This window comes from Pedobacter sp. B4419, from assembly GCF_059693725.1.
Genome location: NZ_JCASSL010000002.1, coordinates 288,756 through 312,702, shown reverse-complemented (window position 1 = coordinate 312,702; position 23,947 = coordinate 288,756). Strand labels below are relative to the sequence as shown.

The window sequence follows — 23,947 nt, the reverse complement described above, 5'->3', positions numbered from 1 at the left end:
TTTGTCTTTAAAACAGTTTTGTTTAAGTTCGCTTATCCATAACCCTTAAATGCTTATGATACCTAAAATTGCAATGATTGGTGGCGGAAGTTGGGCAACGGCTATCATTAAGATGTTGGCCGATAACTTCTCTGAAAAAGAAATTTTTTGGTGGATGCGCAATGAAGAAGCCATCGCCCATATCAAGGCGTTTAAACATAACCCCAATTACCTGAGTTCTGTTGAGATCAAAGTGCCGGCGGATAATATTTCGTCGGATATACAAGCTATTGTTGAGCAAGCCGATTATTTAGTGCTCAATGTACCTGCAGCTTTTTTAAAGGACACGCTGAAAGGTTTAAGTCCTGCTTCTTTAAAAGGCAAAAAGATCGTGTCGGCTATCAAGGGGATTGTGCCCGATGAAAACCTCATCATTGGCGAATTCATGAACCAAAAATTTGAGGTGCCTTTGGAAGATATTTTGGTGATCAGCGGACCATGCCATGCCGAAGAGGTAGCACTTGAAAAGCTTTCATATTTGACCATTGCGAGCACAGATGTAGCAAAAGCCGATTATTTCGCCAAGTTGCTGAATACAAGATATATCAAAACCAATGTATCTGATGATATATTCGGAACGGAATATGCTGCGGTATTGAAAAATATTTACGCGGTAGCCAGTGGCATTTGCCATGGGGTAGGCTATGGCGATAATTTTCAGGCGGTGCTCATTTCGAACGCCATTAGGGAGATCAAGGATTTTGTAGATGCCGTTCATCCTATAGACAGAGATATCAAGGAATCAGCCTATCTGGGCGATTTATTGGTAACCGCCTATTCGCAGTTTAGCCGCAACCGTACTTTTGGCAATATGATTGGCAAGGGCTATACGGTAAAATCGGCACAGCTGGAAATGAATATGGTGGCCGAAGGTTACTATGCATCGAGCTGCATGCATTTCATCAACAAAAAATACAAGGTAGATATGCCCATCAGCAGGGCCGTATATGCCATTTTGTACGAAAAGCATTCGCCGCACATCGAAATGCGTTTGCTTACCGAAAAGCTGAATTAGTTTATGCCGATTTTTAAAACGGAATCAAGCAGCCTGCATTACCACCAATATGGGAGCGGTGATGAAATTCTCTTGGCTTTTCATGGCTTTGGTATGCGTGGTACGCAGTTTAAGGTGTTAGAGGAGGCTTTCGGAAAGAAATACAGCATCATTAGCTTCGATTTGTTTTTTCATGGCGAAACACGCCTAAACGACAATTCTGTTCACCATATCCGTAAAGGACTTGATGCCAAGAAATTCGCTGTTCAGATCAATCAGTTTCTCGAGGCAACGTATCCTCATGTCGATAAGGTATCGCTGTTGTCTTACAGCATCGGTACCAGAATGGCGCTCTGTTTGATTGAGAACTTGCCTCAAAGAATTGCCACAACATACCTCATTGCCCCCGATGGCATAGAGCCTAATAAGCTGTTAAGACTGGGAGGGGCTAACCTGTTGATCAATAGGCTTTTTTATAAACTGGTTTACAGTCCTAAAACGGTTAATTTTCTCTTAAATTCATTGCTCAGGCTTAATTACATCGATAAAGACATCCATCGGATTTTAAAGGCAGAGTTCGGTACAACCGAAACGAGGTTGACTTGCTACAATACGATTACCTATTATGCGCAACTCGAATTTAACAGGAAGCGAATTGCCGAAGCGATCAATCGCCACCAGATCGATTGCCATCTATATTTTGGGAAAAAAGACAAGCTCTTTCCAAGCAAAATTGGCGAACGGTTTAGTACCTTGCTAACCGATCCGAAAATACATGTATTTGATGGCGGGCACGAATTGGTAAACGTAGAAATGAATAACTATTTGGCTACCCAGTTGCAACAATAAAATGATTAAAGATAAACCTATCAAACTGGTTCAATGGCTGATGCTGGCTGCAGAAAAGTACTTGCTGTCTAAGTTTTCTAAGATAGCTTTCCTAAATGCGCCACCCATCAAACCTGATGTAGCGACCTTGTTGCTCATGAACCATTACAGCTTTAATGATGGCCCACTGATGCACCTGTTGTGCAGAAAGGTTTTAAAAAAAGAATTTAAGGTAATGGTGCTCGAAGAACAGATGCGCAACTTCAAGCCCTTAAAATATATCGGCTGCTTTTCGGTTAACAAGAAATCAAAATCAATTGTCGATTCGCTTAACTATGCAGCTTCTCTATTAAGCGATCCTAAAAACATGCTAGGCATTTTCCCGCAAGGCGGAGTTTATTCACAGCATTTAAACCAAATCCATTTTGAACAGGGATTAGACAGGATCCTCAAAAAGAACAAACAGCCCATTCAGGTAGTTTTTGCAGTTGTATTGTTAGATTTTCTGGCAAATTTTAAGCCCAAGGCCAATGTTTACCTCATGGATTATACTGGTCAGCAGGATTCGGCCCAAATGGAAGAAGCCTATAATGCTTTTTACCAATCGTGCAAACAAACCCAGCGCAAGCAGTACAATCCACCAGCGCATGTAGTGGATTAAAAACTAGTTATCTGGTTTATTTCAAGCCAAATTTGTCATTCCGAGTGTAACGAGGAATCTGTGTCAAGTAGATTCTTCGCGATGCTCAGAATGACAAGTTAAATAATTGTTCAATCGTTATTGAAAACTGTAAACTAAGAACTGATAATTATTTCTTCAGTACCGATGGAATAGGCTGGCCAATATCATGGTTGGCAGTAAAGGTAAATCCAAACAATTTGGCCATGGTTTGTGCCAGCTGATCCTGGTAAACTTGTCCCTCGCTTTTCATTTCGCCATTGGCCGGCGTATCTGGACCAATAACAGCCAGCCAGGTTTCGTTAGAGCCGGGGGCCGAAGTGCCGTGTGAGACCCACTTGCCATCAACTCCTCTGCCGTGGTCTGGACAAATTACAAAAGTGGTGTTGTCTTTATAGAAAGGATCGGCCTGCATGCTTTTCCATAAATTGCCAATCATGGCATCGATATAGTTTGCACAGTCTAAGTAATAGTCGTATTGCCCGGCATGGCCGAAATCGTCTGGATCAGCAAAATCGATGTATACAAATTTTGGATGGTTGGCCTTGATATAAGTCTTGGCAATGGCATAGGTATTGGCATCCCAACGTACTTCTTTACCAAAATAACTTGGCAGATAATCCTGCAACTCATTGGCCAGTTGCTGTGCTTCGGTAAGATTTGTGCCTGTTACCTTTTCGTAAGGATTAATCAATGGCATTTTGTTCCTGTCGCGGTTCACAATTTGGGCAACAGGTGCCCAGCCCGCGAAGGTAACTACCTTGCCTTGATAGCCCTTTTGTTGGTTTACAAATTCTAAAATATTTTCGTTCGGGTTATTGGGATAACTATTGCTGTTTACTTTCGGATCGGCATAACCTGTTATGGTTTCGCTTCGGCCAGGATAGCTGAACCAGTAAGGGTTTCGGACATTTACTTTATTGCCATGCGCCCTGTTGCCGTAAAGCTGTCCCTGTTTGGCAATCGTATTCCAGAAAAAGGGCATGAGCAACTCTCTTCTTTTTGTGGATGTGCCGGCCCAGTATTTTTTTACTACTTCGGCAGAATCCTGCGATCTATATTTTTTTTGCCTGATTAGCGCAGAATCGGCGCCATTAAAGAGTTCTTGCCAGCGATAGCCGTCGACAGAAATAAATACAATGTTTTTGGTTTTGGTACTTTGGGCAAACGCGCCGAAAGCAATGCAAGCCAATAATAAGGTTAATCTGAGTTTCATAAGGTGATTTTTTTGTTTAGTAAAATTAAACTTTTATTATAAATTTTAAATTAATTTTTAGGATTAGTTAGGTTAAGGCTACCGATTTTCAAAACAAAGCGTTTTTTATCTTGTTTCTAGTTAAAATAATTACCATGAAGAGAAAATTTTTAGTTGGCCTAGCGGCCATGGCAATGATCACCTCGGTTACTTTTACAGCTGTAGCGCAAGAAAAGAAAACAAAGGTGGGTAAAGCCCTTAACAAAACAGGAAAGGCTGTTGAAAAAGGAGCGAAGAGCGTGGGCAACAAAACCGCAGAAGTAGCTGTTAAAGGTGCTTCTAAAGTAGCCGACCAAACTTATAAAGGCAAAATGGCGCCAGATGGCACAAACGTTTATATAGACGGCAAGAACCAGAAATACTACATCAATAGTAAGGGCGCTAAAGTTTACTTAAAGGCCAGTGAAATTAAAGACAGGCCTAAAGAAAAAAATTAGTCAATAAAAAACCCCGATCATTGCTGGTCGGGGTTTTTTTATGTTTGTGTGCTTAAGATCTGCGTCTGCTTCCGCCTCTGTCTCCTCCGCCACGGCTGTCGCGACGATCGCCACGGCCTGCGCCGCTGCCACCACCTCTTTCTTCACGGCTACGTCCAGAGAAATCCCTGAAACCACCACCGCCGCTGCTGCCACCTTCGCGACGGCCACTGCCGCCTCTTCTGTCGCCACCACCACTATAGCCTCCACGGCCACCGCCACCTCTTCTTTCGCCACCGCCACCGAAACTGCGTTTCTCGCTACGGGCTTCTTCCGAAGTTTTTTCCAACCTTACTTCGCGTCCGTTGTATTGAACTTCCTTAAAGTTGTTGAACAATGAATCAACTGCGTCATTTTCTACTTCAATAAAAGAGAAAACGCCTTTAAGGTCGATTTTTCCTACAGATTTGCCGCTAATTTTACCGTTGTTACATACGAAGCCTAACAAATCGCCTCTGGTAAAATCATCTACAGAACCCACATTAATGAACAAGCGGGTGTAATCGCTGCTGCCAAAGCTTTTTGGTCCGCGATCGCCTCTTTCGCCACGATCATCAGCACTTGCATTTAAGTCTGGTGCATTTTTGTAGTATTCCAAGAAACGGTTAAACTCTAAAGAAGCAAAACGTTTGATTACTTCTTCTTTGCTCAATTCGGCAAACTCGTCCATAATCCTAGGGATGTATTGGTCGATCTGATCGGTATTTACTTCTACATTGTGAACCTTGTGTACCAAAGCAAACAATTGTTTTTCGCAAACGTCGAAACCAGTTGGCAATTCGGCCTTGGTAAACTGTTTGCCAATAATTCTTTCGATCTGACGGATTTTGCCAATCTCTTTTGAGTTAACGATACAGATAGAAATACCGGTTTTGCCTGCACGACCAGTACGGCCGCTTCGGTGGGTATAACTTTCAATCTCATCAGGCAATGCGTAATTGATTACGTGGGTTACGTTGTTTACGTCGATACCACGGGCTGCTACGTCGGTAGCAATCAATAGCTGCATGTGTCTTTCGCGGAAACGTTGCATTACCTTGTCGCGTTGTTGTTGCGAAAGGTCGCCATGCAAAGAATCTGCATTATAGCCATCTTTAATCAAATGGTCTGCCACTTCTTGCGTATCCATTTTGGTTTTGCAGAATACCACGGCAAAAATTTCCGGGTTAAAATCTACAATACGCTTAAGGGCGGCATATTTATCTCTGGCACGAACCACATAGTACTCATGTTCTATGTTTACGTTACCAGTGTTTTTGGTGCCCATGGTCAATTCTACAGGATTATCCATATAGTTTTTGGCTATACGGCGAACTTCTGCAGGCATGGTAGCAGAAAATAACCATGTTTTTTTATCGTCTGGAGTAGTAGACAAGATATCGTTGATGTCTTCTTGGAAGCCCATGTTCAACATTTCGTCGGCTTCATCTAATACTACATATTTCACGTTAGAGAAATCGATGGCTTTACGGCCAATAATGTCTAACATACGGCCGGGCGTGGCCACTACGATTTGTACGCCATTGCGTATTTCGCGTAGTTGTTGCATAATGTTCGCGCCACCGTAAACGGCAACTACGTGTGCATTAGGCGTGTTTTTTGAGAAATTCTTGATGTCGTTTGCAATCTGCAGACAAAGCTCACGGGTAGGGCACAAAATGAGTGCCTGTGGCTTATTGCTCTTAAAGTCTATCAATTCTAACAGCGGCAATCCGAATGTGGCTGTTTTTCCTGTTCCTGTTTGGGCCAAACCAACAAAGTCGTTACTACCTTCTAACAGTACAGGAATGGATTGCTCCTGAATAGGCGTAGGATTTTCGAATCCTAGCTCTTTTACGGCATTAACAACGTCATCACTTATCCCCAATTTACTAAATGGGTTTATCATTATAACATTTTTTAATTAAGCGGCAAAGGTACGGTTAATATTCCGTATTTCACAGATTTTCAGGTAAATAGTTTTTGAAAGCGCCTCTATATCAAATAGGTTGACTTTGAGTAGGTTAAGTAATTCTTGGTTCATCGGCTGATTAGTCATTGGTCAAGTAGCCTATTGGCTCATTGGTTGCTATTAAAGAGCAACTGTAAACTAATAATTGCGAACTGATTTGGAGCGCAGTGCCTTTGGCAAGGTTAAAGGCAGTCCGGCTTTGCGCTGTATCTTTTTTGCCTTCGCAGCAAAAAAGGATGCCGCTTCAATCCGGGCTATTTTACCCAGGTCCAGTGTAAAGAAGATAGCAGCAGTGACCTTGCTTAAAGCTTTAGAGCATTTCCCTATCAAGAATCACCTTCCCGTCTGGAAAACGGCTCTTTAATTTTTCGATATAGTGTTGTTTCATGAAACTCATATCGCAACAATAAGCTAAAATGTAACCTAAAATCCAGCATCCAAATAAATAAATAATTGATCCGTTGGGACCGACCGAAAAGAATAGCCCAATCATTACGAATGAAATGCCTAAAATAGAATAATAACGAGCCTGGCTAAGTCTGAGCAACTGGCCTTTATTTGCAAAATCTGCCCTAAGTGTTGGGCCTACAAAAGGGAAAGCAAACAGAAAGAAAAAGAGAGCTTTTAGCCAAGGGTCTAAATCAAGATCAAAATTGATCGTCGTAAATTTGCTTTCTCTTATGGTTTTGGCAACATCATAATGCTGATCCTGTACTTCTTGTGAAATATCTCTGGCCTTGATTTCGGCTTTAATGGCAGAAATTGCTATTGAGGTATAGTCTTCTTCATTAGCCTGAGCATGTAAAAGCTTAGAAGTAGGCCATTTGACATATGTTTCTCGTAATTCTTCTTCTGTCATTCTTTATCGAGTTTTTTGATAGTTAAAGAAACAAACTATCTGATCAACATCAAAGTAAAGACTTCGAAAGTCTAAAAATCAGAAACAGAAGAAACAAGCCCGGGTGGCACATTAACTCATTAGGCTGATGCAAAAATAATAAACCCAAGCCATGAAAAAGAACTGCAAGGGAATCCTGAACCATAAATATTTTGGTCCCGGGCCGTCAAATGTTCCCTTTTGGTAGTCGACATGTTCTAATGCTGCCTTGATATTGCCCGGGAGCATGATAATCAAAAAGACCAACAGTGCCCATGCCGTATAAACCCGCCAATCGTTAATAGCCAGTCCAACTGCAAAAGCAATTTCCAGTAGGCCAGTAAAATAAACCATACCTGTTTTAAAGGGTACAAAATCTGGCACCATCAAAGCCATCCCTTTGGTAAAAGCGAAATGCCCAATTGCCGTGAAAACCAACATGGCAGCCATGGCAATGCTGCCGGCTAGGATGAAATTGTAAAAGCCTTGGGCAAGCCTGGTGACTAAAAGGCTAATGATAAAGGTGCCAAGAAGTACAAATAGGGGTTTCACAGCAAAGTGTAGTTTTTATTTTTCTGTTATGAGATTCGTTTGCAAAAAATTTAGCGCAGTAAGTCTGAGCTCGTCTTTTTTTAGTTTTGCGCTTTCGAACTCTATAAAAAGCGAATAGCCGTTTTCTATAAAAGCCAAAGCAAAACCATTAAATACGAGTTTGTTTTTCGTGAGCTGATAAGAAATCATTTTTGCCTTCACTAACTTTTCTAATTTGAAATATTGCAGGTTTAAATTGCTTTTTAGTGATTTGAAATCATCGGCAACGCTGTTTTTGGACTCGAAATCGTGTACAAAAATGTTCAGATCTTTAGGGGTTTTGATAGCCATCCTCAGCTGGTCATCATGCAAGTTTTGAAAATAATAGCCTTTATTTATCTTTATCTTAGTGTTAAGGTCAAAAGTAACCAAGCTGTCTGCCATAAGCTTGTACATTTTATAGCTGGTTCTGTTTTTGAAAGAGAAGGTATCTAAATCGGCATATTTGGTATAGAAAATAGTCTTTCTGTTTGCATTAAGCACGGTTTCGTACTGTAGTTTTCTATCTTCAGAGAGCCTTTGCAGATTGGCTAAACCCAATTGATCTGTGTTTGGAGCTGAATAGCTGGCTGTAGGTGTAGAAACCTTTGCAATAAACCTAATGATGACAATGAAAAGGACGACAAGGCTCAATACCAATCTCCAAGGGGATGTTCTTTCGCTCATGCTATAAATCCGTTTCTGATATTGGAACTGTTATTAATTCACTGCCCTTTTCGTCTTTGTAAACATATCTAATCCTTACCAATCCCATAGTTTTGATTTTTGTGAGCAGCATTTTGATGTTTGAGCTTCTTAAGACTTCTTGTTTCATTACCTCTTCGATATTTTTGTTTTTGAACAAATGCACTGTTTTGTTCGGAACCTCGGTAATGTATACTAGTTCATTTGCTTTATTAACCTCAATCTTTAGCATTTTGAGCCCAAGTTCTTTATCTATCACGGCTGGTAGGCTTTGATTTAGGGTAGTTAATACCTGATTGATTTGAGAAGAAGAGCTGTTGTTGCTAAGGCTGTCTGGTTTTTTTTTCTCATTGTTTTTGGCAGTTATTTCTTGTAGCTTGGCCTTGTCAATTTCTATCATTTCTATAGATCGGCCTCTTTCGTCGCGAAGCTCAAATCGAAATTTTACTCCCTTCTCAATGAGATTGTTAGCAGATTTTTCACTTTTAATCATATTGCCACATAGATTGGGCAATAGTGCCTTGAAAATTTCGGTGTTGCTCTCGTTTTTGCTTAACTTGGTCCAAAAAACAATTTTGATGTCTTTAAGTCCATTCCCTGTTTCGTTGTCTATTTCTTCTGCAAAGGTTTGAGCGATAACAGGATCGTTGAGCTGTTTTGCGCTTTCGTTATAGCTTCCAACAAAATTTCTTACTTTTTCTTGTGTAGTAGGCTGGCAACTTGAAATAAATAAAAGCAATGCGAAGGCAATGAGTGGCTTGCATATAATTCTTGTCATGGCGTTAATTTTAGATTTGATGCCAAATGTAAGATAGTTTCCGAAGAAATCAGGGTTGTTTAATAAAATTTAATGTCTGATTCCAACCTGTTTAGCTTGAGAAGGGCTAAATTTAGACAGGCCCAAACAGTGAAAATTTTGATCACGTTTGTGCTGTTGGAAACTGCGATGTTGAAGCCTAGGGTTGCCTAGCTATAAAAAGATTTTAAAGTCTATCTTTCGGCCATCCATTGTGCATAAGAAACTACGCCCAATTCGGGTTTAGCCTCACCTTCCAAGATAGCAATAAATTCCAGCGAGTTGCCGTCGGGATCGTTAAAATAAACGGCTATCGCTGGCATCCAGGCAAAAACCATAGGTTCTTCTTTGCCATCCTTCAAGAAATTGTAAGGTCTCAGGTTCCTGTCTTTCAGAAAAGGAACGGCATGCTGCAAAATATCGTCTACTTCGCACCTAAAGGCAAAGTGTCTTTTCTGTACTTCGCCAGCAGGCTTTTCCCAAACGCCGAGCATGGCACTTTGGGGTTCGCCAATCCAGAAAAAGGCAATGCGACGGCCTTCTTCATAATGGCATTGGGTTAGGCCGAGCGTATTTTTATAAAAGTCGATGGCTCTTTCGAGGTTTTCGACTTCGATATGGGTTTCGTAAAGTCCTTTGATCATGTCCAAATCTACCGCAAACGGTCGGCAGATTTGATCAGCTTTTCGTCATTATTAATACCTCTGATGGCCAAAGTAGTAAAGAAAATTGCCACTACAGGCAAGAATAAGCCGACGTTGTAATTGGCATTTTCCAATCCGCCTGGTATTTGCTTGGCATATTGGCTGCACCAAAAAGACAAGCCGATGATCAACACGATGGTAACCAGTGCAATTCTTTTTTGCAGCTGCCTCTTGCGGAAATTAAAAACGTTAAAAAGCGACAATAAAGCAATGGCTATGGTGCTGATTAAAACTGGAAAAGAAGCTTCGATTTGCTTGCTTTGTTCGCCAACCTTTTCATAAATGCCCTGTGCGTTTACCACATATTGTACGCTGCCCACATTGGTATTCACAATAGGGAAAAAAATTAAGCAGGAGATGGTTACACAGGCCAATAGCAGCCAAATAGATTGTATTCTTTGTATCATATAATTGCAAATAATTTTAACAAACTTAGCTAAAAAATGCATTTAAAAGCAATAAATAAGAGTGCACTGTGGCCGAAAAAATATTTTAGGCAGATAGCCGATGCAAATGCAGATTGCAGAAAGGATAAATGCGCAGAAAAAAGTATTTTTGCAACAAGTGGACAAGAAGAGGTACTTTATAGAACTGAGTTACGATGGCACCAGCTATCACGGTTGGCAAACACAGCCCAATGGGCTTACTGTTCAAGAATGCTTGGATAAGGCGCTGAGCGTTTATTTGAGGCAAGAAATAGTAAGTTTAGGTTGTGGCCGTACAGATGCTGGCGTACATGCTACTCAGTTTTTTGCCCATTTTGATGTGGCCGACCTGCCCGAAGCAACAGTGCTGAATGCCGTGGGCGGAATCAATTCGCTTTTGCCATATACGATTGCCGTCAAACGGATTTTCAGCGTAGCCGACGAAGCCCACGCCCGTTTTGATGCAACTTCGCGCGCTTACAAATATTACCTGCATTTTGAGAAGGATCCGTTTAAGCTCGATCGTTCTTGGCTATATAAAGGCAAGCTTGATGTAGAAGCCATGAACCAGGCCGCAAAATTGTTGTTAAATTTTACAGATTTTTCTTGTTTCAGCAAGTCTAAAACACAGACCTTTACCAACAATTGCAAAATTACCGAAGCCAAGTTCGAGGCGATAGCAGGAGGCCTTGTTTTTAGCATCAGTGCCGATCGTTTTTTAAGGAATATGGTGAGAGCCATTGTGGGTACCTTGGTTTTGGTGGGCAAGGGAGATTTGGCGCCCCGAGAAGTAGAAGCCATCATAGCCAGCAAAAACAGGAGCAATGCCGGTCAGTCGGTACCAGCCTGCGGATTGTATCTGGTTAAAATAGAATACCCGTATGTAAATTGATTGAATTAGTGAATGATTGAATTAGGAAATGAGAAATAAACATTCAATCATTGAAGCCTTCAATCATTCAAAATTATAATAATATATGTCTAAAATAACTGGAGATGCCATTAATGTTAACCTGCTCAAGCGTGTTTTTGAGTATGTAAGGCCTTATCGTGCGGTTTTCAGGTGGTCGGTAGCACTAACGCTTTTACTGGCGGTAATTACGCCGATCAGGCCTTATTTAATTGGATATACTTTAGATAAATACATTTTACAAGGCGATTACAAAGGCTTGGTGGGGATGACCATTTTAATGATTGCGCTTCTGGCACTGCAAACCATCGTACAGTATAGCCAAACCTTATCAACCAATACCTTGGGCCAATCGGCCATTAGAGATTTAAGGATCAATATATTTAACCACATCAGTCGCTTGAGGCTTAAATATTTCGATCAGACGCCTATTGGGCAGTTGATTACCCGTACCGTATCTGATTTGGAAACCATTGCCGATATTTTTTCCGAGGGTTTGATTGCCATGGTGGGCGACCTTTTGCAGGTAGTGGTCATTATCGGATGGATGCTGTATATTGATTGGGAGCTGACCATCGTGGTGCTTTTGCCTATTCCGTTTTTGATTATCGCTACCCGTATTTTTCAAAAAGCCATTAAGGTGGCCTTTCAAGAGATCAGAACCGAGGTAGCCAACCTCAATACCTATTTACAGGAACACATCAGCGGTATTTCTATCATTCAATATTTTGCAAGGGAAGAGCAGGAATACAAGAAATTTAAAAAGATCAACTCGCGCTACCGCGATGCCAACATCCGTTCCAACTGGTATTATTCCATCTTTTTTCCGGTGGTCGAATTGATTTCGGCACTTTCTTTGGGCTTGCTCATCTGGTATGGCTCGAGGATGATATTGGAAAAACCTCTTGATGTAGAGCCGGGAACCATCACTACCTTCATCATGTTCATTAACATGTTGTTTAGGCCGATTAGAGAGCTTGCAGATAAGTTTAATACCTTGCAAATGGGAATGGTGGGTGCAGAACGTGTGTTTAAAGTGTTAGATACCGACGAAGCTACCGAAAACAAAGGCACTTACGTACCTGCCGAAATGAAGGGCGAAATCAACTTTGAGCAGGTTTGGTTCAGCTATAACCAAGATGGGCCGGTAGGCGATGACAACTATGTACTCAAAGATATTTCGTTTGAGGTAAAGCCGGGACAAACTATAGCCTTGGTTGGTGCTACGGGGGCGGGTAAATCATCTACTATTAATATTCTGAACCGTTTCTACGAAATCCAGAAAGGTACGATCAAGGTTGATGGTGTAAATATCAAAGATTACGAACTGGGTTATTTGCGCAGCCACATTGCTACGGTACTGCAGGATGTATTCCTCTTTTCTGATACCATTTTCAACAACATTACCCTCAATAACCCTTCCATTACTTTTGATGAAGTGGTAGCTGCTGCCAAAAAAGTAGGGGCGCATGATTTTATCGAGCGTTTGCCGGGTGGCTACCATTATAACGTGATGGAGCGTGGAGCTACGCTTTCTGCAGGGCAGGCACAATTGCTTTCGTTTATTCGGGCTTTGGTTTACCAGCCCTCTATTTTGGTGCTCGATGAAGCTACCTCATCGGTTGATACCGAGACAGAAATGCTTATCCAAAATGCGATCGATAAATTGATGCATGGCAGGACTTCTATCGTAATTGCCCACCGTTTATCTACCATCCAAAAGGCAGACCTGATTATTGTGTTGGATAAAGGCGAAATCAAGGAAAAGGGCACCCATCAGCAATTGCTCAAGATAGATGGTTATTACAAACGCCTTTACGAACTACAGTTTTCTTCGGCAGGAATTGCCAAGGGAGAATGATGAACCGTATTAAGTAGCAGGATGGCAGTCTCCCAGGCCTTTCGCCTTCTACCTTTCCACCTTATTTAATCAACTGCGTTTCTCTCACTGTTTTGGTAGTGCTTGCACCATTTTTCACAATGGTTTCGGTAATGATGCCAATGCTCTTAAACCGTACAAAACTTAATTTTTGTGGGGCTTGGGTCCCAAAAGTAATGTGCTGTCCCTCGGTATCGATGCTATAAGTAGTACTGTCTACGGCTATGCCACTTCTTCTGGTAATTACTTTGCCATCGGTTCTAAAAACGAGCGTATCTATCGGATTGTATATTATCGTGGTGTCTGGCCACATCGTAATATTGTCTACATAAACAGTGGTAATTTCGTATTTGCGTGGCCACCTGCCTAAAATCTGCTTTTGCACGGCCTGCTGCGGTTCAACCACCTCTTTTTTGCAGGCATAAATGAACAGCATGCTGACAGCAACGATCAATAAAAGACTCAATTTTCTCATGCTAACGGCGTTATGGGCGGTAAAGATAGGCATTAATCTAATAAATTGGGGTTCCAGCTCTTACAACGTACAAATTGTCTTTTTTTATCTAATGCCGATGCTTTTTTTTCCATTTGTTAAAAAATGGACTACTGCGCCAAAAAATAGTTTTATATTTCAACCTTAATTGCCGTTTTAATGAAGCCTGTATTTTTATTTTTAAAATCCATATTTGCCAACTTGACCTTTCAGGTTCTCCTAGCCATTATCCTTGGTGTTATTGTAGGTCAAGAATTTCCTGGTTTTGCGCCAAGTGCAGAACTCATCAGCAAATGCTTTATCAATTTGATCAGCATGCTGATTGCACCCATCATATTTTTTACCATTGTGTTGGGCATTGCACACATGGGCGATATGAAAAGAGTTGGGCGCGTTGGTGGCAAGGCATTGCTGTATTTCGAAATTGTAACAACGGCTGCTATTGCCATAGGCTTGGTGGTAGCCAATTTGCTGAAGCCCGGCGTTGGGGTGAAGGTGCCGGCTGGCGATGTAACCAAAATTGCCAAATACGCAGAGCAGGCAGGCGAAATCAAATGGCTGGAGTTTGTTACGCATATCATTCCCAAAAACATTTTTGAGGCTTTTACCAAGGGTGAGATCCTGCAGATTTTGTTCTTTGCCATTTTGTTTGGCTACGGATTGAGCAAACTGGGTACCACAGGCCAATCGCTGTTGGGCACTTTTGACAAGATCTCGAAAGTGCTCTTCAACATGATGAAAGTGGTGATGCGTGTGGCGCCAATTGGTGCATTTGGGGGCATGGCCTATAGCATTGGTACTTATGGCATTGGTACTTTAAAGCCAATGGCCAGTTTAATGGGTTCGGTTTACCTCACTTGTTTCCTTTTTATCTTCGTGGTGCTCAACCTTATCTGTCGTTATTATAAGTTCAGCTTGTGGGCTTACCTTAAATTTATCAGGCAGGAAATACTGATCGTTTTGGGCACTTCGTCTTCCGAATCGGTATTGCCAAGCATGATGAAGAAAATGGAAGACATCGGTTGCGACAAATCGGTGGTGGGGCTGGTGATCCCGACGGGCTATTCTTTTAACCTCGACGGTACCTCCATTTACTTGGCCATGGCCGTGATTTTTTTAACGCAGGTATTCAATATAAACCTTTCTGTTGGAGAGCAGATTTCTGTAATGGCGGTGCTGATGGTGACCTCGAAAGGCGCAGCAGGAGTGACGGGAAGCGGTTTTATTGTGTTGGCCAGTACATTAACAGCCTTAAAGATTATGCCGGTTGAACATATCGCCATTTTATTGGGTGTCGATCGTTTTATGAGCGAGGCCCGTGCCATTACCAATATGATCGGCAACGGAATTGCCACTATAGTGATTGCTAAAAGCGAAAACGAATTTGACGAAGAGAAATACCGGAATGCCATTAAGCCATTGGCGATTGCAAAGGCAGAGGGAGATCATTTTTAAGCCTATTAAATTACATACACCAATGAAAAGCACATTATTGTTGTGGCTTGTACTCTTAGGTTTGGGCTGTCAAAATGCCCAAATGGACAATACAACTGCGAAAATCGATAGTGCAGCAAAACAAAAACATGGGCCTGTTAAAGATACGGTAGGCCAACGCAAGATTCCGGTTGTGTTTTATGATGATACGATAAATTTCAATGAGCGTGATCTCTATCTCGCCAAAAAAACTATTCCCCAATTCAGTGAAGAATTTTTTCAAAATCCAGATGAAGCTTATGCAACTCGTGGCATGGGCTATGAACCTCAAACTGAAGAAGAGAAAGAATTTAACAGATTTGGGTGCGAAATTTGCCAAGACGATTATTACCTGATGTATACCTATTTTTTGAGGCAAAGAAATGGGGAAACCAAACATGTGAAAGAAAGACATGCATTGATTTCTATTTTTAGGTTAATTAATGCTTTGAACGGACATTTAAAATCTGGAGGTACCTATTTTGGCCATCAATACCAACGATTGTATGCTCATGCGGAGTATGCGGTTTATATTTATGGTAAGGAATATGACGAAAAAAAATATCCAGTAGCCAAAGAAAAGCACTTTTTTATTGCCGGATTGAAGCAAAAAGTACTAGATGACGAGCTTTATAATTTTGACGCAGTTGTTTCTCCAGCTGATAAAAAAGAAAGAAAAGAAGAACTATTAAAAATAGTCGATCAGCTAAATAAACTGATTACCAATCATTTTTATTTAAATGAAGCCCAAAAATACCAATATTCGAATTATTAGGGACTGGGACCTCTAAGGTTTGAGGTGCCTAATGCAGATTAAACCTGCAGGTCTATGTAATAAATAAAGATGTGACAAATTATCTGTCTTTTGCATTTGACATTCCATTTCAATTCACTTAGATTTGCACACAAAAAAATAGATATAATGAGTGTTTTAGTAAATAAAGATTCAAAAGTAATTGTTCAGGGTTTCACCGGAAATGAAGGTACCTACCATGCTGAGCAAATGATAGCTTACGGTACGAACGTTGTTGGTGGTGTAACCCCAGGCAAAGGTGGCCAAACACATTTGGATAGACCTGTATTTAACACTGTAAAAGATGCGGTTGATAAAGCTGGCGCCAATGTATCTATTATTTTTGTACCTCCTCCCTTCGCAGCCGATGCCATTATGGAAGCTGCAGAAGCAGGCATTAAAGTAATCGTATGTATTACAGAAGGTATCCCAACAAAGGATATGATCGCTGTAAAATCTTATATCACTGGCAGAGACTGCCGTTTAATCGGTCCTAACTGTCCAGGTATCATCACTGCCGACGAAGCTAAAATTGGTATTATGCCAGGTTTCATCTTCAAAAGAGGTACAGTAGGTGTGGTTTCAAAATCTGGAACCTTAACTTACGAAGCGGTAGACCAAGTAGTAAAAGCAGGTATGGGTATCACTACAGCTATCGGTATCGGTGGCGACCCTATTATCGGTACTACAACCAAACAAGCAGTTGAATTATTAATGAACGATCCAGAAACCGAAGGTATCATCATGATTGGTGAGATTGGTGGTGGCATGGAAGCTGAAGCTGCATTGTGGATCAAAGAAAACGGTACTAAACCAGTTGTTGGTTTCATTGCTGGCCAAACAGCGCCTCCGGGACGTAGAATGGGCCACGCTGGTGCAATTGTTGGCGGTGCCGATGATACAGCAGCAGCCAAAATGAAAATCATGGCCGAGTGCGGTATTACCGTAGTAGAAAGCCCTGCAGAAATTGGTGCGGCCATGGCTAACTTATTGAAGAAATAAGATCCGATTTATTCGGTTCAAATAAAAAAGCATTCTACATTGTAGGATGCTTTTGTTGTTTATAGCCATCATTGCAAACGTAATGATTTGACGCTTGAACTTTTCAACTTTCAACTTTCAACTTTCAACTTTCAACTTTTCAACTTTACAACCTTCAACCTAATAAGTGCAGTTGCAGTTTTAAGTAGCAATCCCAATCAGCTAATATCCTAATGAACTAATGACACCAATGAACCAATAGAATTATGACTTTCGCCTAACGACTCTCAACAAATAAAACAAAGCCGATTAATTATATTTGTATAAGGCTGTAAGTAAAAACCAAAAAACGCGACAAAGCGTATATAGTTTTGAAAACAACAGATAAAATGAGAGCAATGATCAATAAAACATTTATGGTGCTCAGCTTGTTGGTAATGACAAGTTTGGTGGCCTGCGCACAGCAGCAAGAAAAGAAAGCACCTTCAAAAACCACTAAAAAAATGGAATACAACAAATTAACCAAAGAAGAGGAAGATGTAATCGTACGTAAAGGAACTGAATATCCTGGTACAGGCAAATACGACAAGTTTTTCGAGAAAGGAACCTATACCTGCAAACGCTGCAATGCCGCTTTGTACAGATCTGATTCGAAGTTTGATGCACATTGTGGATGGCCGGCTTTTGACGATGAAATTAAAGGTGCCGTTAAACGTGTGGAAGATGCCGATGGACAACGTACAGAAATCATTTGTGCAAACTGTGGTGCCCACTTGGGCCACGTTTTTGTTGGCGAGGGCTTAACTGCAAAAAACACCCGTCACTGCGTAAATTCTATTTCAATGAATTTTGTGCCTGATAAAAAATAAATAGAAGAATCGTCATGCTGGACGCGATCCAGCATCTTTCTCGAGTATAATTCAAATGCCTGGCTAAAAGCCGGGCATTTGGTGTTTAAGGGTAAACTATTATGGGCATGCTAGTCTATGCGTTATATCAAGCCTTAGCAGAAGCTGTTGGTATGCTTAGAACCGACCTTGGCCTTTGCGACAGCACTAGTTTGCCCTTAGTACAGACTTTAAAGCAAAGGGCGCAGTCGGCGACTTTTCCTCCATTTTGGTCGCACAAAATGGAGTGCCAATGCCCGGCATGAGGGCAAGAAGGAATGTAGGGTGGTAAAAAGGTTTCTTTGTGTAGGATGTCAACAAAGAATGGAAAGCTGGGCATTTGTTGTTTAAGTTAAAATCTTATATGGATGATCTCCCGCTGGCGGATGAAAAAAGTGCGTGAAACGACCTAAATATGCGTAAGCTAAACGTATTTTGTATATTTGCCGTCCGCTTAACAAAAAGGTAATACACATTATCGTTTTTTGTAGCGTAAAGGAATGTATTTTGATCATGGCCGATTGAGGTTGGCCACAAACCAAAAACAATAGATGAAATATCATTTACAGCTGTTAGCGCTCCTCTGCTTTGCCTCTTTTGCCTTAAAAGCACAAGAAGTACCTGCCAAAGCGACCGATACGACCAAGCAGATTATATTGGCTACTTATTACGCCAAAAAATTCGAAGGACGCAAAACCACCAGTGGAGAAAGGTACCGCGGCAAGAAATTTACTGCTGCCCATCGTACCCTGCCCTTCGGCACCATTGTTAAAGTAAGAAACCTGGTTAGCGGCAAAACCATTGAGGTAAAAGTGAATGACCGTGGCCCCTTTAGCAAGAAGTTTTCTTTGGATATTTCGCAGGGAGCAGCCAAAGCCTTAGGCATTTACAAACTGGGTTATGCCCGTGTGGAAATTGCATATGTAATGCCTTAGCCAGCTACTCCAAAAAGGAGTGTTACGGCATGGTTTTTAAAATTATTAACACTCGTTTTAATTTACTAAGTCCTTAAAAAGAAATAATTAGCTTTTTTCTATGTCGTTTCTGACAAAAAACTGATGGAAATTTGCCTGTCTCCCAACAAGATGTTAACAACTTTGTGGCCTAAAAAAGGGGTCAACATTTATATTTGTTAAACAAAGTTCTTTAAAAAGAATCCACTCCGAATATTATTTAAGTACTTCATATTTAGTTGGTTAAAAAGCGCCAAAATCAAGTGTTTTTTAAAATTTTCCAGCTGGATGCGATTTGTCGGCGGTGGGTATTTGATAAGGCTTCTGGATAAGGAGGGCCACAAAATAGAAGAAGCGTTTAATAATGTAATTCTAAAAATGCTGGTCTGCAATTGATTGCTAACGTTAAAAATTGAGCTAATGGAGAAGGAACAAGAATTACTATTAAGGGAAAACAAAGATCGCTTTGTGCTGCTCCCAATTAAATACCCGGCAATTTGGGAAATGTACAAGAAGACCGAAGCTAGTTTTTGGACGGCTGAAGAAATCGACTTGTCTGATGACCAAAAACATTGGGATAATTTAAACAGCGGCGAGCGTCACTTCATTTCTCATATTCTAGCTTTCTTCTCGGCAAGTGATGGCATTGTGAACGAAAACCTGGCTGTAAACTTTATGAGCGAAGTGCAAATTCCAGAAGCACGTTGTTTTTATGGTTTCCAGATCATGATGGAAAACATCCATGCAGAAACCTACGCGCTGTTGATTGATACTTATATTAAAGATCCAGAAGAAAAAGACCGTTTGTTCCATGCCATAGATACCGTTCCTGCCGTTAAAAGAAAAGCAGAGTGGGCATTGCGCTGGATAGATAACGGAAACTTTGCCGAGCGTTTGGTGGCTTTTGCTGCGGTTGAAGGTATTTTCTTCAGCGGAAGCTTTTGCTCTATCTTCTGGTTAAAGAAACGTGGCTTAATGCCTGGACTGACGTTCAGCAATGAATTGATTTCGAGAGACGAAGGTTCCCACTGCGAGTTTGCCTGTTTATTGTACAGCATGTTGAGCAACAAGCTTTCTGAAAAGCAGGTGCACGATATCATCAAAGATGCAGTAGAGATCGAAAAAGAATTCATTACCGATGCCTTGCCGGTTGCATTGATCGGAATGAATGCCAAATTGATGAGCCAGTATATTGAGTTCGTGGCCGATAGATGGATCTCGGAATTGGGTTACAAGAAAATCTATAACTCAACCAATCCATTCGATTTTATGGAGATGATTTCGCTGCAAGGCAAGACCAACTTCTTCGAAAAAAGAGTAGGCGATTACCAAAAAAGCGGTGTATTGACCTCATCGGATAACAAAGCTTCGGCATTTTCGTTGGATGACGATTTTTAGTAAAGAGTTGAAAAACAAATAGCCAGGGTCTTGATACTTGATGCTCGCTACTTGATACTCAAAAATAATAAATTTTAAAACCTGGTGCCGCTATCGCAAGATACGCACCATTAATTAATGATAGGATGTTTGTAATAAAAAGAGATGGCCGCCAGGAAGCGGTAAAGTTTGATAAGATAACTGCTCGCATCGAGAAGTTGTGTTATGGTTTTAATGCAGAATTAGTAGACCCGATTGATGTTGCCAAGAAGGTAATCGAAGGGCTTTATGATGGTGTAACTACATCAGAATTAGATAATTTGGCGGCAGAAACGGCAGCATCTTTAACTACAAAGCATCCTGACTATGCTTTGTTGGCATCGCGTATTGCGGTATCTAACTTGCATAAAAACACCATCAAGTCGTTTTCTAAAACGATGGAGCTGTTGTACAACTATATCGACCCTAAAACAGATAAATCAGCTTCACTAATTGCTGATGATGTTTGGGAAGTGATTTCTAAAAACGCTGATATCTTAGATAGTACCATTATCTACGATAGAGATTTTGGTTTTGACTATTTTGGCTTTAAAACTTTAGAAAAATCCTATCTTCTAAAGGTAAACGGTCAGATTGTTGAACGCCCGCAACACCTGTTTATGCGTGTAGCCGTTGGTATCCACAAAGAAGATATCGAGAGCGCGATCAAAACCTATAACTTGATGAGCGAGCGTTGGTTTACACATGCTACGCCAACCTTGTTCAATGCTGCTACACCAAAGCCTCAAATGTCATCGTGCTTTTTGCTAACCATGCAAGACGATAGCATCGAAGGAATTTACGATACCTTGAAACAAACCGCTAAAATCTCTCAAAGTGCAGGTGGTATTGGTTTGAGCATCCACAATATCCGTGCAACTGGCGCTTACATTGGCGGTACAAATGGTACCAGCAACGGTATCGTACCAATGCTAAGGGTATTTAACGATACGGCTCGCTATGTAGATCAAGGCGGTGGCAAACGCAAAGGTGCCTTTGCTATTTATTTAGAGCCTTGGCATGCCGATGTTTTCGAATTCTTGGATTTACGCAAAAACCACGGTAAAGAAGAAATGCGTGCCCGCGATTTGTTCTATGCCCTTTGGATCTGCGATTTGTTTATGCAACGCGTAGAAGAGAATGGCGATTGGAGCTTGTTCTCTCCTGATGAGGCACCAGGCCTGGCCGATTGCCACAGCGAAGAGTTCAACAAATTGTACACCAAATACGAGTCGGAAGGAAGAGCACGTAAAGTAGTAAAAGCACAAGAATTGTGGTTCGCTATTTTAGATTCGCAGATTGAAACTGGTACGCCTTATCTATTGTATAAAGATGCCGCCAACAGCAAATCGAACCAACAAAACTTGGGAACGATCAAAAGCTCTAACTTGTGTACCGAAATTATCGAATATACTTCTAAAGACGAGGTAGCCGTTTGTAACTTGGCTTCATTGGCTTTGCCTAGATATGTAATTAACGGCGAGTTTGACCATCAGAAATTGTATGATGTAACTTACCAAACCACCTTGAACCTGAACAAGATTATAGATCATAACTATTATCCTGTTAAAGAGGCAGAAAACTCGAACTTGCGTCATCGTCCGGTTGGTTTAGGTGTACAAGGTTTGGCCGATGCTTTTATCTTGATGCGTTATCCTTTTGAGAGCGATGCCGCAAAAGAATTGAACAAAGATATTTTCGAAACCATTTATTTCGCTGCCATGACTGCTTCTGCTGATTTGGCCGAGAAACATGGTGCATACAAATCCTTTAAAGGTTCACCATTGTCAAAAGGTAAATTCCAATTCGATTTATGGGGTGTAACTCCAAGCAGCAATCGCTGGGATTGGGATAAATTGCGCAAGCGCGTAGTGAAAACCGGCGTATACAATTCTTTATTGGTAGCACCAATGCCAACTGCTTCTACTTCGCAGATTTTGGGCAACAACGAATGTTTTGAACCTTATACTTCTAACATTTATACCAGAAGGGTATTAAGTGGCGAGTTTGTGGTAGTGAACAAACACTTGTTAAAAGACTTGGTTGCTTTAGGCTTGTGGACACCAGCCATGAAAGACAGGATTATCTTGGCCAATGGTTCGATCCAAGACATTGCAGAAATCCCAGATTACATCAAAGAACTGTACAAAACAGTTTGGGAGATCAAGATGCGTAACATCATCGATATGGCAGCCGATAGGGGAGCCTATATCTGCCAATCACAATCGTTGAACTTGTTTATCAATGCGCCAAATACTTCAAAACTAACTTCAATGCACTTCTATGCTTGGAAAAAAGGATTGAAAACCGGTATGTACTACCTGCGTACACAAGCCGCTTCGCAAGCAGTGAAGTTTACGGTAGAGAACCAAGGCGGAAAAGCAATCGAAGCGGTAATTCCAGATGTGATTTCGCAAGATCAGGTTGCGGAAGAAATTACCGACGGACCAGTTTGCTCGATGGAAGACGGTTGCATCAGCTGTTCAGGCTAGTCGCAGCGAGTTGCTCCTGAACGAGACTTTTAATAGGATTTAAAAACCCCTCCAAATAGAATAAGCCCGGTACAAATTGTATCGGGCTTTTGTTTTTTATCTTATCGCTGATTTTCAGGAATCGCAATCCATTCTGTGTAGTGTGTTTTGCCTAGAAAGGTAGCGGCTTCCGGTACTAGTGTATCAGCATTTAATAATGCTCCCGAGTACGGAGCTTGGGCGTCAGAAATTACCTCATCGGTTTTATGGGTGGCCTGCAGGTACTGCTTTATCCAAACGGCCATGTCATATTTTTCAGGGCCGCCAATTTCAAGGATTTGACCAGCAGGTTTTTCTAATGCCGTTTTGGCCATAAAAGCGGCCACATCCTTACTCGCAATAGGCTGAATGTTGGCCGCTGGCAATACTATTTTTCCATCAGCCATGCTCATCTGAACAATGCTTCCTGCAAATTCAAAAAACTGCGTAGCATGAACAATGGTATAGGGAATACCTGAAGCCTTGATCAAATCTTCCTGTACTTGTTTTGCACGGAAATAACCGCTGGCCTGTAGTTTTTGGGTACCCACTACCGACAAGGCGATGAGGTGCTGTACACCAGCTGCCTTTGCTGCGGGCAAAAGGTTCTCGTTGGCGGTTTTAAAAAAGTTCATTACTTGATTGTCTTCAAAGGAGGGCGAGTTGGATACATCTACCACTACCTGCGCGCCTTGAAGCACTTCTTTTAAACCTTCGCCAGTAAGCGTATTTACCCCTTTGTTAGGCGAGGCGGCAATTACCTCATGACCGCTGTTTTGTAATTGATTTACGATTTGGCTTCCGATAAGGCCGGTGCCACCGATAATAACTATTTTCATCGTCTGTACTGTTTTAATGATTAATGATCATACAAAGATGGCCAATACGTTTTCTGAAAAACTTAAACTAGTTTAAGAAGCGAAGCGTCTGGCAGGCTAAAAGATAAACGGTGTAAAAAGCAATGTTAAAGTAAGGTTTTGGGCGAAAGTTCAAAACCTTGTTTTTTGTCCTTATTTTTGTGTCGAACAATTAAACGCTTTACGCTAATCGCCAACCATGTCATACGCACCACATAGCAAACACGAAATCATTCCCTGCGAAAGGTGCGGAACGGCTATCGAGTGCAAAGCCAATGCCTATACCAAATGCCAATGCAGTGCAGTACAGCTCACCATCAACGAGGTACAGCACATCAGCGAACTGTACGACGGCTGTTTATGTGCCAAATGCCTTTTCGAACTGCAGCAAGAATACCGAGAAAGTATTTTGTAGGAACTTAAGATTCATTGACCAGTATTTTGCCAAATGTTAAAATATCCTAAATAGTTGCAAGTAGAAAACTATATTTATAGT

Annotated in this window: 24 protein-coding genes; 14 read left to right on the top strand and 10 right to left on the bottom strand. The window is 41.3% G+C overall.

Annotation, left to right across the window (positions count from 1 at the left end; translation table 11 throughout):
• The first annotated feature begins 55 nt into the window (after positions 1-55).
• From AC570H_RS13045 to AC570H_RS13035, 3 genes are read left to right on the top strand one after another with little or no spacing between them, the layout of a single operon-like run.
• Entirely contained in the window at positions 56-1,054 is a 999-nt protein-coding gene (locus AC570H_RS13045; RefSeq protein WP_497355483.1) for an NAD(P)H-dependent glycerol-3-phosphate dehydrogenase, read from the top strand.
• Between the two features lie 3 nt (positions 1,055-1,057).
• The gene (locus tag AC570H_RS13040; RefSeq protein ID WP_497355481.1) at positions 1,058-1,882 is read left to right on the top strand and encodes an alpha/beta fold hydrolase; all 825 of its coding nucleotides are present in this window, start codon (positions 1,058-1,060) and stop codon (positions 1,880-1,882) included.
• A gap of 1 nt (position 1,883) precedes the next feature.
• Entirely contained in the window at positions 1,884-2,522 is a 639-nt protein-coding gene (locus tag AC570H_RS13035) for a lysophospholipid acyltransferase family protein (protein ID WP_497355479.1), read from the top strand.
• A 148-nt stretch (positions 2,523-2,670) separates the two neighbouring features.
• On the opposite strand, the gene AC570H_RS13030 is transcribed toward AC570H_RS13035, so the two are convergent.
• On the bottom strand, positions 2,671-3,756 hold the full coding sequence (locus tag AC570H_RS13030) for a sulfatase-like hydrolase/transferase (protein ID WP_497355477.1): 1,086 nt from the start codon (positions 3,754-3,756) through the stop codon (positions 2,671-2,673).
• Between the two features lie 134 nt (positions 3,757-3,890).
• Here AC570H_RS13030 and AC570H_RS13025 point away from each other — a divergent pair, with 134 nt between their 5' ends.
• Positions 3,891-4,232: a hypothetical protein gene (locus tag AC570H_RS13025; protein WP_497355475.1), complete on the top strand. Its 342-nt coding sequence runs from the start codon at positions 3,891-3,893 to the stop codon at positions 4,230-4,232.
• A 52-nt stretch (positions 4,233-4,284) separates the two neighbouring features.
• Here AC570H_RS13025 and AC570H_RS13020 read toward each other — a convergent pair whose 3' ends face one another.
• The 7 genes from AC570H_RS13020 to AC570H_RS12990 all read right to left on the bottom strand — a co-directional run bounded on the left by AC570H_RS13020 (position 4,285) and on the right by AC570H_RS12990 (position 10,281).
• On the bottom strand, positions 4,285-6,159 hold the full coding sequence (locus AC570H_RS13020; protein ID WP_497355473.1) for a DEAD/DEAH box helicase: 1,875 nt from the start codon (positions 6,157-6,159) through the stop codon (positions 4,285-4,287).
• Positions 6,160-6,532: 373 nt separating this feature from the next.
• The gene (locus AC570H_RS13015; RefSeq protein WP_497355471.1) at positions 6,533-7,081 is read right to left on the bottom strand and encodes a hypothetical protein; all 549 of its coding nucleotides are present in this window, start codon (positions 7,079-7,081) and stop codon (positions 6,533-6,535) included.
• A gap of 111 nt (positions 7,082-7,192) precedes the next feature.
• The gene (locus AC570H_RS13010) at positions 7,193-7,651 is read right to left on the bottom strand and encodes a DoxX family protein (protein WP_497355469.1); all 459 of its coding nucleotides are present in this window, start codon (positions 7,649-7,651) and stop codon (positions 7,193-7,195) included.
• A gap of 15 nt (positions 7,652-7,666) precedes the next feature.
• Entirely contained in the window at positions 7,667-8,356 is a 690-nt protein-coding gene (locus AC570H_RS13005; protein ID WP_497355467.1) for a hypothetical protein, read from the bottom strand.
• A gap of 1 nt (position 8,357) precedes the next feature.
• Positions 8,358-9,152 (bottom strand): hypothetical protein, encoded by a 795-nt coding sequence (locus AC570H_RS13000; RefSeq protein ID WP_497355465.1) that lies wholly within the window; start codon positions 9,150-9,152, stop codon positions 8,358-8,360.
• A gap of 212 nt (positions 9,153-9,364) precedes the next feature.
• Positions 9,365-9,814, bottom strand: coding sequence for a VOC family protein (locus AC570H_RS12995; protein ID WP_497355463.1), 450 nt, complete (start codon positions 9,812-9,814; stop codon positions 9,365-9,367).
• 8 nt (positions 9,815-9,822) lie between these two features.
• The gene (locus AC570H_RS12990; protein WP_497355461.1) at positions 9,823-10,281 is read right to left on the bottom strand and encodes a DUF4293 domain-containing protein; all 459 of its coding nucleotides are present in this window, start codon (positions 10,279-10,281) and stop codon (positions 9,823-9,825) included.
• A gap of 106 nt (positions 10,282-10,387) precedes the next feature.
• Between AC570H_RS12990 and truA the strand changes: the two genes are divergently transcribed.
• Both truA and AC570H_RS12980 read left to right on the top strand, forming a co-directional pair.
• Positions 10,388-11,191: a tRNA pseudouridine(38-40) synthase TruA gene (gene truA, locus AC570H_RS12985; RefSeq protein ID WP_497355459.1), complete on the top strand. Its 804-nt coding sequence runs from the start codon at positions 10,388-10,390 to the stop codon at positions 11,189-11,191.
• Between the two features lie 85 nt (positions 11,192-11,276).
• Positions 11,277-13,070 (top strand): ABC transporter ATP-binding protein, encoded by a 1,794-nt coding sequence (locus AC570H_RS12980; protein ID WP_497355457.1) that lies wholly within the window; start codon positions 11,277-11,279, stop codon positions 13,068-13,070.
• A gap of 61 nt (positions 13,071-13,131) precedes the next feature.
• Here AC570H_RS12980 and AC570H_RS12975 read toward each other — a convergent pair whose 3' ends face one another.
• The gene (locus tag AC570H_RS12975; RefSeq protein ID WP_497355455.1) at positions 13,132-13,563 is read right to left on the bottom strand and encodes a hypothetical protein; all 432 of its coding nucleotides are present in this window, start codon (positions 13,561-13,563) and stop codon (positions 13,132-13,134) included.
• 177 nt (positions 13,564-13,740) lie between these two features.
• Between AC570H_RS12975 and dctA the strand changes: the two genes are divergently transcribed.
• From dctA to AC570H_RS12940, 7 genes are all read left to right on the top strand, one after another.
• A complete protein-coding gene (gene dctA, locus AC570H_RS12970; RefSeq protein ID WP_497355453.1) occupies positions 13,741-15,036 on the top strand; it encodes a C4-dicarboxylate transporter DctA in 1,296 nt (431 codons plus the stop codon).
• Positions 15,037-15,058: 22 nt separating this feature from the next.
• On the top strand, positions 15,059-15,829 hold the full coding sequence (locus tag AC570H_RS12965; RefSeq protein ID WP_497355451.1) for a hypothetical protein: 771 nt from the start codon (positions 15,059-15,061) through the stop codon (positions 15,827-15,829).
• 147 nt (positions 15,830-15,976) lie between these two features.
• On the top strand, positions 15,977-16,849 hold the full coding sequence (sucD, locus tag AC570H_RS12960; protein WP_199139227.1) for a succinate--CoA ligase subunit alpha: 873 nt from the start codon (positions 15,977-15,979) through the stop codon (positions 16,847-16,849).
• A 368-nt stretch (positions 16,850-17,217) separates the two neighbouring features.
• A complete protein-coding gene (locus AC570H_RS12955; RefSeq protein WP_497355449.1) occupies positions 17,218-17,697 on the top strand; it encodes a methionine-R-sulfoxide reductase in 480 nt (159 codons plus the stop codon).
• Between the two features lie 569 nt (positions 17,698-18,266).
• Positions 18,267-18,650 carry a septal ring lytic transglycosylase RlpA family protein gene (locus tag AC570H_RS12950; protein WP_497355447.1) on the top strand — a complete coding sequence of 128 codons (384 nt, stop codon included), beginning with the start codon at positions 18,267-18,269 and terminating at the stop codon, positions 18,648-18,650.
• 438 nt (positions 18,651-19,088) lie between these two features.
• Entirely contained in the window at positions 19,089-20,066 is a 978-nt protein-coding gene (locus AC570H_RS12945; protein ID WP_497355445.1) for a ribonucleoside-diphosphate reductase small subunit, read from the top strand.
• 125 nt (positions 20,067-20,191) lie between these two features.
• Positions 20,192-22,576, top strand: a complete 2,385-nt coding sequence (locus AC570H_RS12940) for a ribonucleoside-diphosphate reductase subunit alpha (RefSeq protein ID WP_497355443.1) — start codon at positions 20,192-20,194, stop codon at positions 22,574-22,576.
• Positions 22,577-22,677: 101 nt separating this feature from the next.
• Here the strand turns inward: AC570H_RS12940 and AC570H_RS12935 are convergent, their stop codons facing one another.
• Positions 22,678-23,433, bottom strand: a complete 756-nt coding sequence (locus tag AC570H_RS12935; RefSeq protein ID WP_497355441.1) for an SDR family oxidoreductase — start codon at positions 23,431-23,433, stop codon at positions 22,678-22,680.
• Positions 23,434-23,650: 217 nt separating this feature from the next.
• Here AC570H_RS12935 and AC570H_RS12930 point away from each other — a divergent pair, with 217 nt between their 5' ends.
• Positions 23,651-23,866 (top strand): cysteine-rich CWC family protein, encoded by a 216-nt coding sequence (locus tag AC570H_RS12930; protein WP_497355439.1) that lies wholly within the window; start codon positions 23,651-23,653, stop codon positions 23,864-23,866.
• The last annotated feature ends 81 nt before the right edge of the window (positions 23,867-23,947 follow it).